This is a genomic window from Johannesbaptistia floridana (assembly GCF_057440575.1).
In genome coordinates, this window is record NZ_JALKVM010000260.1 from 1 (window position 1) to 10,286 (window position 10,286).

Below are 10,286 nucleotides of genomic sequence, written 5' to 3' on the forward strand. Positions count from 1 at the left end.
ATTTAGGGCGCAAGTATGAGCTTATTTAGGGCGCAAGTATGAGCTTATTTAGGGCGCAAGCCTTGCGCCCCTACTACAGGTGCAAGTGATGTGAGAATACGGGAATAGACCAGTAGGGTGTGAAGCGTGCGGAGCGCGTAACGCACCAAATCCAATTGATGAACAAATATTTAGTTGTCTTTTGCCCACCAAGTGAAAGTATCCCAAAGGCGATCGCCTATAGTTGAGTAAGGAGTAAAAGAAGTAATGCGCACCGAGTAAGGTATCCCAAAGGCGATCGCACTCCCGGTAGGTTCGTAGTTGGACTTTAGTCCAATAGATACATTAAAATTTCACACTTTAAGTCATAGCGCACCAGGGAATAAAGGCGATCGCACTCCCGGTAGGTTGGGTTAACTCAAATCTTGCCTCTTTACCCAATTGTACTGGTGCTTTGCTGTTAGTATAATTGAATGTTGGGTTTCGTTCCTCAACCCAACCTACAAACTAAACTATAAATGTAGTTAAGATACTGATATTAATGTACCAAGTGGAATCGCAAACCTGTTATGTTACTCCCACATAAGGCGAAATTAAATTCTCATCTTCTAAGTGTTGATTTAGTTCTTCTGCTGCTATTTCCAGATGAGGAATAAAAGGACTAATTTCTTGTATCTGTGATTGAGTTAAGGTCTCAGGGATATTTTGTGCCAAACTTACCATTAACTCACAATACCTTTCCTTAGCAGTGACAGCTAATTGGGATGGGTCTAATTTAGCTCTTAAATATTGACGAATTAGAGTGTGGATTTCATAGCTAGATTCTCCTGCATCTTTGAGTAAACTGAAGTTAACTAAATAATCTTCTACTATTTCTTCTAATTCATCTTCATCTTCTATTTCACTGATTCCTTGAATCAAATTATCTGGAATAGGTGCTAAGGCAAACAAACTCATATACATAGCTAAGTTTTGAGCTGTTTCTGGTAATTCTGCCCAAGTAATCTCAAAGGCTGCTTTTACTCCTTTGGTGGCGGTCATTTCTCTAGTAGTTTCCTCTAGGAATTTAGCGCTCAATTGTTCTTCTTTTAAACGCTGGCGCATTTTTTCTATAGACCACCGATTTCGCCGTTTGAGAAATGTAGCTACTAATTCTATTCCTAGGGGTAAGTAACCGAGGTCTTTACAGAGGGCTTTAGCTGCTTCTAGTTCATTATTAACTCTATCTCCACCAATAAAAGATTTAATTAACTCTAATGCTGCTTCTTCTTTTAAAACTTTTAAAGCTACTACTTGAAGATTATTCGCTAGTATTTGCTGTCTTGTGGTGATAATTACTTTGAAACGATTCTGTTGAGGAGGCAAGAAGTCATAAATCTGGTCATAATCGCGCACATCATCAAAAATAATCAGGGTGTCTCCTGGTTGCCAAATACGCCAACATAGTTGAACTCTTTCTTTTTCTTCTCCTTCGTCGGGAATAGGAATTTTTAGAGAGTTTTTAGCGAAGTTAAGTATCTGTATACCCACATTCCCTATATCGGCCACATTCACCCAACAAATTCCCCCATTATAAGTATTCTTGAGTTTCTTTTCTCTAGCGGCTAGGGCGTATTGTAGGGCTAATTCTGTTTTACCAATACCTCCCATACCTGTTAGGGTAGTCAGGGCGATTCTATCTGTAGTTTGTAACTTACTATATAATTCTGACCAGGCTTCCTCTCTACCAACAAATTTAATTACACCACTTTTGGGTAAGTTATCTGTTATCTGTGGTTGTATTGAGTCTAATCCCTCTGTTTTTAAAGCTTCCTCTATCTTTTCTAAACTAATCCCTCTTGGTTGAGATGATTCAGCTAAGTTTAATAAAGCGATCGCTCTCTCTGTTTGAGATACGTTTTGATGCGGTAAAATATGTGCAGGTACTTTTAATAAAAATATAATACGGTTAAACTGAGTTGGAGTTAATTTTTCTAGCTTTCCTAAGATTTCTAAGCTATCCATAATTACTTTTATAAATTAATATAGTTCTTGTTTTATGTTGTGGTATTTTTTTAATATAATTTCTCTTATAATAGGCGATAGGCAATAGGTTTTCACCGGATACGAGGTTTTTAAGAATATCTAATATAAAATAGAAAAATAAATGCTAAAAACGAGGTGATGACAAGCCACCTTGAGACCCCCTTAGCAAGGGGGGTTGGGGGGATCTAATCTGCTTCTATATTTTTAGCATTTTTTAATCAATTTGATATAATTTAAGTGAATCTTAGCTTAGAAATAGAAAATAGACTAGCCTCAAATTTATGGTTATACCAAGTGAACTATGCTAAATCTTCAAAAACTGAGACAGGGCAAGAATTTAAGTTTTTGATAGATGTCTTGATCTGAATTAATTGCCCTGTCTTACTTGTATAGCAATGAGCGTTGTAGTGTTAACAATATTTATATTTACAGATCCCCCCAACCCCCCGCAAACTCGGGGGGCTTTTCATGTTTAAAGTGGTTAGGATCAATTCTTTTACTTCAAGACTTCAAGACTCAACGAGATCTGAGTTAAGCTGAGATCAAAGCACGAGTACTTTTGTACTAATTTAGCCAAAAAACAGCCTCTAAGGCGCTCTCCGCTTTCGCTGACAATTTTGAGTAAGTTTATTGCACCCCTAGAAGTGCGATCGCTAAAAATAATACTAACACTATAGCACCTATTCTGGGAAACTTCATCTTTTGTAATAGGGCAACTGGATAGCTCAACACAAAACTCAGTAACATTGCTACCACAAAAATAGTTACGATTCCCCGGAAATAATCTAGCAGTAATAGTAAACTCCAACCATTGAGAAGAATCAAAGGTAACACTAATCCCCATACAGACCATCGAGGGAGGGATGTTAAGAATTTCATAAATAAACTATCTCTCCAATTTTTAAAACTAACCTAATTAATTTTCTCAATACTAACAGTTTAATTGATTAGCTAAAATCTCTCTAGAGAATACTTTTTCCTGTAAGTATTTGTCTTACTTCTAGCATAGCTGAATAGGTGGGGAGAATATATAAAGTTTCTCCGACGGCGGTAACTTCGAGGGCGAATTTAACTGCTTCAACAAGATTTTCATGAATAATTAAATTAGTCGTTTGAGCCGTGCTATATTCAATGCGCAAAGCTAAATCATAGACGCGATCGCCACTTACTATAATAGTACCAGGTAGTTGAGTTAGTTGCTCTGTATCTACATCCCAAATCCAAGATACATCGGTCCCATCGGGAGTGCGATCATTTAATACTATAAGAGTAACAACAGGGTTTTTAGTACTTTCTTGTTGTACTACTCGCAAAGTTTCATTCATGCCCACGGGATTTTTAGAAAGTAAAATTTTAACTTTTTTATCACTAATAATTAATTCTTCAGCGCGACCAAATGCCGCTTTAAATTCTCTAATTGCAGAATTAATTACAGCTTCATTTATTCCCAATTGTAAAGCAACAGAAACAGCAGCAATAGTATTATACTTATTATAAACACCAGTAAGAATTTGGTTCCAATCTTGACTATTAATAGCTAAACTAGGCTTACTAAAATGACAATTAGGACAGTTAAAATCACCAAGATGAGATAAATAAACCCCATGATAATTTAACTCATGACCACAGCGAGGACAATAAGTAGAATCAGTAGCATAGGGAAGACTATCTAAATATAAATTAGTTTCATTTAAACCAAAAAAGATAACGGGAGAAGAAAGTTGTTGTCCTAAATAAGCTAAACTAGGATCATCGCCATTTAAAATGATGGTGGTATCAGTAAGATTAATAGCCTGTAACCAACGTTGGGTAATAGTATCAACTTCGCCATAACGATCCAATTGGTCACGGAATAAATTGAGAGCTAAAATAAAAGTAGGTTGGCAATCAACTACAATCAAAGGCAAAATATTCTCATCTACCTCTAAAATGGCATAATCAGCGCGAAGCTGACCAAGCCAATTAGTTTCAAGTAAAAGGGCAGTAACTAAACCATTAATTAAATTGGCACCAGAAGCATTGTGAACAACTCGAAAACCCTGTTTTAATAAAATGGTACGTAAAAGTAAAGAAGTAGTAGTTTTACCATTAGTGCCACAGACGAGAATCAGGCCACAACTAACTTGTTGAGATAATAAAGTTAATAAATGTGGTTGTAAACGAAGAGCGATGGCGCCAGGCAAAACAGTAGCAGCGCCTAGCCCTAATTTAGGGACAAGATAACTAATCAATTTAGCTAAGGTGAGAGCAAAAAATAAACCCAGAGAGTTGAACATAAAACTAGTTTAATTATTTCTTATAAGGAATATGTTAAAAAGAAAGAAGAACCATTAAGTTGTCAAGGATCTAGAATGAAAGTATTAAAAAAACTAAGTGTATACACAAGCTTATTGGTATTCGGCAGCGCCATAGGTTTTATAGGTCATTCTTATTTAAACAATTCTCAGTCGATTACACAACAACAACCCGAATTAATCCCCACAAGAGTAACTAGTTACTCCAATATACCCATACCAGCAAAAGATCCAGAAGAGTTAAATTTTATCGCTCAAGCAGTACAAAAAGTAGGCCCATCAGTAGTAAGAATTGACTCATCGCGCACCGTATCCCAAGGGTTAGGAACTCCCCTAGAGCCTTTTCGACGCTTTTTTGGTAATGGGAATGAGCTACCCAATGAAGAAAGAGCCTTAGAAAAAGGGACAGGATCAGGATTTATCTTGAGCGATGATGGAGTAATTATTACCAACGCTCACGTAGTAGATGGGGCAGACAAAGTAACTGTAACCCTAAAAGATGGAAAGATATACGTAGGAGAAGTAATTGGCACAGATTCCTTAACGGATATCGCCATTGTAAAAATAGATGCAAATAACTTACAAACAGTACAATTAGGAAAATCACATGACCTGATTCCAGGAGAATGGGCGATCGCTATTGGTAATCCCCTAGGTTTAGACAACACAGTAACAGTAGGAATTGTCAGTGCCTTAGAAAGATCCAGCGCCGAAGTAGGAATACCAGGAAAAAGGGTAAGATTCATCCAAACTGATGCAGCGATTAACCCGGGTAACTCAGGAGGACCTTTACTCAATGCCCAAGGAGAAGTAATTGGAATGAATACAGCAATTCGTGCCAATGCTCAAGGTTTAGGCTTTGCCATTCCTGTAGAAACAGTACAAAAAATTGCTGATGAACTATATACTTTTGGAGAAGCCCAGCATCCCTACTTAGGTATTCAAATGATTACCATAAATCCCGAGACTATCCCCTCCATTAAAGCAGAAACAGGAGTAGATTTAACCGGAGAAACAGGAGTAATTATTATTCAAGTAATGCCAAATTCTCCCGCAGACCAAGCAGGATTTGAAGCAGGTGATATACTAAAAACAGTAGGGGGAGAACCAATAGCAACGGCTACAGAAGTACAAGAAGAAGTAGAAGATAGCAGTATTGGTGAAGAATTACTAGTGGATGTAAAACGAGATGGAATACTTAAAACTCTAAGCGTAATCCCAGGCTCCTTCCCTCAAGAATAAATCCAAGAAATACTTTAAATGACTATTAACAGACCAGTGGAATTTCAAGACTCATTTGAGATTATTGTAATTGGCGGCGGACACTCAGGCTGTGAAGCAGCTTTAGCCAGTGCCCGCCTAGGCTGTCGGACTCTGATGTTAACTCTCAATTTAGATAAGATAGCTTGGCAACCCTGTAACCCAGCCGTGGGAGGACCAGCTAAATCTCAGTTAACTCACGAAGTCGATGCCCTAGGGGGAGAAATCGGCAAAATGGCAGATCGTACCTATCTACAAAAACGTCTGTTAAACTCCTCTAGAGGTCCCGCAGTTTGGGCCCTAAGGGCACAAACAGACAAGCGAGAATATGCCGCAGTGATGAAAGAAATTGTCGAAAATCAAGAAAATTTGACAATTAGAGAAGGTATGGCCACTGATTTGATTTTAGGCAAAAATGATGAGGTAATTGGCGTAGAAACTTACTTCGGTAGTTGTTTTGCCGCTAAAGCAGTAATTCTCACCACTGGGACGTTTTTAGGAGGTCAGATTTGGATCGGTTCTAAAACTATGCCGGCGGGGAGAGCAGGCGAATTCGCCGCAGTAGGTTTAACAGAAACTCTCAATCGTTTGGGTTTTGAAACCGGAAGGCTCAAAACAGGCACACCAGCACGAGTGGATAAGCGCTCTGTAGATTATAGTAAAATGGAAGTGCAGCCCCCTGATGAGGAGTTGCGCTGGTTTAGCTTTGACCCGGAGGTACACAAACCTCGGGAACAAATGAATTGTTATTTAACTCGTACTACCCCAGAAACTCATAAACTGATTCGGGATAACCTCCATCTCTCCCCAATATATGGCGGTTGGATTGACTCAGTAGGTCCTCGCTATTGTCCTAGTATCGAAGATAAAATTGTTCGCTTCGCTGACAAAGAGTCTCATCAAATTTTTATAGAACCAGAGGGGAGAGAAATTCCTGAATTGTATATACAGGGATTCTCAACAGGACTACCAGAAAAAGTGCAACTAGCTATGCTACACACATTGCCAGGCTTAGAAAAATGTGTCATGTTGCGTCCTGCCTACGCAGTAGAATACGACTACCTGCCAGCTACCCAATGTTACCCAACCTTGATGACGAAAAAAATTGAAGGACTATTTTCCGCAGGACAACTAAACGGGACTACAGGTTATGAGGAAGCAGCAGCCCAAGGTCTCCTAGCAGGGATAAATGCTGTACGCTATGCAAAAGGGGAAGAAATGCTGATTTTACCCCGAGAACAAAGTTATATAGGGACTCTGATCGATGACCTGTGTACTAAAGATTTGCGAGAACCCTATCGGATGTTAACTTCACGCTCAGAATATCGTCTGGTATTGAGATCTGATAATGCAGACCAACGTCTCACCCCCCTAGGCAGAGACATAGGCTTGATTGGCGATCGCCGTTGGCAATTGTTTACAGAAAAACAAGCTCAGATTCTCGGGGAAAAAGAAAGACTACACTCTACCAGAATCAAAGCTCAAGACCCCATAGCTACAGAAATTGTCGAGGCAACTAAACAAAAAATAAAAGGCTCAATTACTTTAGCAGAGTTGTTGCGTCGTCCAGGTTTTCATTACTTGGATTTAGACAAATATGGTCTAGGTAACTCCAGTTTATCTTCTGAGGAAAAACATGGGGCTGAGGTAGATATTAAATACGCAGGGTATATTAAACGCCAAGAACACCAAATAGAACAAATTAGCCGTGCTACTAATCGCCCTCTAGCTCCAGATATTAACTATATGGCTATAGAAACTCTATCAATGGAAGCAAGAGAAAAATTAACTAAGGTTAAACCCTTGACTATTGGTCAAGCCTCCCGAATAGGGGGTGTAAATCCCGCCGATATTAATGCTTTACTTGTATATCTAGAAGTTAACAAAAGATTAGTAACGGATTTGGCCTAGAGTAATTCGGCGATCGCACCTAAATAGCCCTCCTTGTTAAAGCTATGCTTTATCAACATCTTTCTTAATATAAAACTTGACAAAAACCTCAACTTGTGTATCAGTGCTTTTGCCGATTTTGTCGCAGAAAATAATGTATCAACTAGGTTCGTAGTTGGACTTTAGTCCAAAAAGCAGACGGGGCTAAATACAGTGACATACCTTGCACCATAAAAACTGTTTGAATCCAAAATTTTAATATAAATACTGGGAAAATGATTGGCGTATTCTCTTGTCACCAATAACTTTCGGTAAAGTGATTAAAATAGAATCAGATCAAATCCGTTTAATGTTAATCATGATTTCTCAACCAGAAAATATTACCAAACCTGAAATAATTTATCCTGATAGCGATGGTCAACCGATGGCAGACAATACGATTCAGTTCAGTTGGATTACGAAAATCAAAACTAACTTAGATTGGTTATTTGCTGAGGATGACCTGGTATTTGTAGCAGGGGATTTACTTTGGTATCCCCTAGAAGGAGATAACAAAAAAAGAGTAGCACCTGATGTGATGGTGGCCTTCGGAAGACCGAAGGGAGACCGTGGTTCCTATAAACAGTGGCAAGAAGAAAATATTGCACCCCAAGTAGTCTTTGAAATACTATCTCCAGGAAATAGGCAAAGGGAAATGAGTAGAAAGCTTCTGTTTTATGAACGTCATGGAGTAGAAGAATACTATATATATAACCCTGATAATAATGAAGTGACAGGGTTATGGCGACAAAATGGAGGCTTAGAACCTATTGAAGAGATGAATGAATGGGTAAGTCCTCGCTTAAATATTCGCTTTCAAATAGCTGAATCTGATTTATTGCTATATCATCCCAATGGGGACCTGTTTTCTGATTTTACTGAAGAACGAAACAAGGCGATTCAAGAGCGCCAACGAGCAGAACAGGAGGCTGAAAAAGCACAACTAGAAAAATTAAAAGCCGATAAATTAGCCGCAAAGTTAAAAGAATTAGGGATAAACCCGGATGAGATTTAATTAAATTATAAATATATAACCAGAGATGAGCTGATTGTGCGATCGCCCTTTGGTTTTTCTGGTGTGATGGCGACTTCTGTGGCAACAAAGCAAACTTAATTTAATTTTAATCATGATTTCTCAACCAGAAAATATTACCAAACCTGAAATAATTTATCCTGATAGCGATGGTCAACCGATGGCAGACAATACGATTCAGTTCAGTTGGATTACGAAAATCAAAACTAACTTAGATTGGTTATTTGCTGAAGATGACCAGGTATTTGTAGCAGGCGATTTACTTTGGTATCCTGTAGAAGGAGATAACAAGACAAGAGTAGCACCTGAAATGAGTAATGAGTAATGAAGTATTAAAGTAATAAGTTAAATTACTTATTACTCAACCACAACAAGTAATATTAGGTAAAGATGCAAGATCTGAGCTTGTCCCGTCCTCACCGAAATGTTAAAAACCTACCCTTGTGAGCTCCCCCCTCTCGCCTGTTGGTCAATTTCTGTACTTTTGTATTTGAGTGCAAGATATGAGTTCAAGAAAAATAATTCCCCAACCAAGGGAAGGGGAGAATTACAACTATGCAGTGGCTTTTTGACTAGAGAAAAGAGCGATCGCCCCATTAATAAAAGCGGGTATATCATCGGGATTGCGACTAGTAATCAAGTTACCATCTACTACCATTTCTTCATCTACCCAATTGGCTTGGGCATTTAACAGGTCAGTTTTCAGAGAAGGCCAAGATGTCACTTTTCGTCCTTTGACAGCCTCTACTTCGATTAAAGACCAAGGACCATGACAAATAGCCGCTACTGGTTTCCCTGCATCAAAGAAAGCTTTGATAAAGTTAACCGCTTTCTGATTTACTCGCAGTTGGTCTGGATTTACTGTGCCTCCTGGAAGTAGTAAGGCATCATAATCTTCAGCCTTAGCTGTCTCTAGAGATACATCAACAGAAAAGTCATCTCCCTTATCGTAATGATGCCAGCCTTTGACTGTTTCTCCTGCGGGGGAAACTATCTTAGTTTTAGCACCTGCATCATCAAAAGCTTGGCGTGGTTTAGTCATTTCTACTTGTTCAAAACCATCAGCTACTAAAATAGCTATCTTGATATTTTCTAATTCTTTTTTATTCATGTTAATTACCTATAAATTCCCCAGCGTCATCGAAGCTTTGCTTAATTTTTTCTAATATTTTATTATCAGGATCGCTGCGATCAATGATTGGTTGCTTAGCTGCGGGAATGCGCGTCGGGTCTAATACTTCTCTTTGAGTTTTGGGACTAATAAGATCGTCAACATTTTTCAATGATTCTACTTCATCTGAATCAGAGTAAAGTAGTCCTTCGATTTGACTATCATCTGTGGGATAACTTGTTGCGTTTTTGTTACTAAGAGCTAACAGAGGAGATACTTCTACTGCTTTAGCAGAGTAGTTTCCAAACACTCCAGTTAATGTTACTACTATGGCTAAAACACAAGTTGTGAATATTTTTGTTATTGAATTCATTGGCTACTTTTTTGATTATTTTGCTTATATATAGCTTTTAGGATTGGGATACAAACTAAGTCACTCAATCTAATCTCAGTGATAGTTGACAACTTTTTATTAAACCTAATAGGTAATGCTATATAAGTTACAATTTAGCCAAATTCTTGCCTTTTTGGTTTCCTACAAAGGAATGATTTTGAAGGTTTTTATATAAATATATTTTATTTCTTTAGAGGGATTGAAAGGGGAGAGGGGGAGAGAGGGAGAGGGGGAGAGAGGGAGAGGGGGAGAGAGGGAGAG

8 protein-coding genes and 1 pseudogene are annotated in these 10,286 nt (G+C 38.3%); 4 read left to right on the forward strand and 5 right to left on the reverse strand.

Annotation, left to right across the window (positions count from 1 at the left end):
- Positions 1–546: 546 nt before the first annotated feature.
- The 3 genes from MW688_RS16245 to MW688_RS16255 all read right to left on the reverse strand — a co-directional run bounded on the left by MW688_RS16245 (position 547) and on the right by MW688_RS16255 (position 4,280).
- Positions 547–1,983, reverse strand: a complete 1,437-nt coding sequence (locus MW688_RS16245) for an NB-ARC domain-containing protein (RefSeq protein WP_486737058.1) — start codon at positions 1,981–1,983, stop codon at positions 547–549.
- A 648-nt stretch (positions 1,984–2,631) separates the two neighbouring features.
- On the reverse strand, positions 2,632–2,883 hold the full coding sequence (locus MW688_RS16250) for a hypothetical protein (RefSeq protein ID WP_486737059.1): 252 nt from the start codon (positions 2,881–2,883) through the stop codon (positions 2,632–2,634).
- A gap of 83 nt (positions 2,884–2,966) precedes the next feature.
- The gene (locus MW688_RS16255) at positions 2,967–4,280 is read right to left on the reverse strand and encodes a MurT ligase domain-containing protein (protein WP_486737060.1); all 1,314 of its coding nucleotides are present in this window, start codon (positions 4,278–4,280) and stop codon (positions 2,967–2,969) included.
- A 75-nt stretch (positions 4,281–4,355) separates the two neighbouring features.
- On the opposite strand from MW688_RS16255, the gene MW688_RS16260 reads away from it, so the two are divergent.
- From MW688_RS16260 to MW688_RS16275, 4 genes and pseudogenes are all read left to right on the forward strand, one after another.
- On the forward strand, positions 4,356–5,540 hold the full coding sequence (locus MW688_RS16260; RefSeq protein WP_486737061.1) for an HhoA/HhoB/HtrA family serine endopeptidase: 1,185 nt from the start codon (positions 4,356–4,358) through the stop codon (positions 5,538–5,540).
- Between the two features lie 18 nt (positions 5,541–5,558).
- A complete protein-coding gene (gene mnmG, locus MW688_RS16265) occupies positions 5,559–7,469 on the forward strand; it encodes a tRNA uridine-5-carboxymethylaminomethyl(34) synthesis enzyme MnmG (RefSeq protein WP_486737062.1) in 1,911 nt (636 codons plus the stop codon).
- A gap of 337 nt (positions 7,470–7,806) precedes the next feature.
- The gene (locus MW688_RS16270) at positions 7,807–8,502 is read left to right on the forward strand and encodes a Uma2 family endonuclease (RefSeq protein ID WP_486737065.1); all 696 of its coding nucleotides are present in this window, start codon (positions 7,807–7,809) and stop codon (positions 8,500–8,502) included.
- Positions 8,503–8,614: 112 nt separating this feature from the next.
- A pseudogene (locus MW688_RS16275) lies at positions 8,615–8,833 on the forward strand (Uma2 family endonuclease); the annotation flags it as partial.
- Between the two features lie 240 nt (positions 8,834–9,073).
- Here MW688_RS16275 and MW688_RS16280 read toward each other — a convergent pair.
- Positions 9,074–9,631, reverse strand: a complete 558-nt coding sequence (locus tag MW688_RS16280) for a type 1 glutamine amidotransferase domain-containing protein (RefSeq protein ID WP_486737063.1) — start codon at positions 9,629–9,631, stop codon at positions 9,074–9,076.
- 1 nt (position 9,632) lies between these two features.
- Entirely contained in the window at positions 9,633–10,004 is a 372-nt protein-coding gene (locus tag MW688_RS16285; protein WP_486737064.1) for a hypothetical protein, read from the reverse strand.
- Positions 10,005–10,286 lie beyond the last annotated feature (282 nt).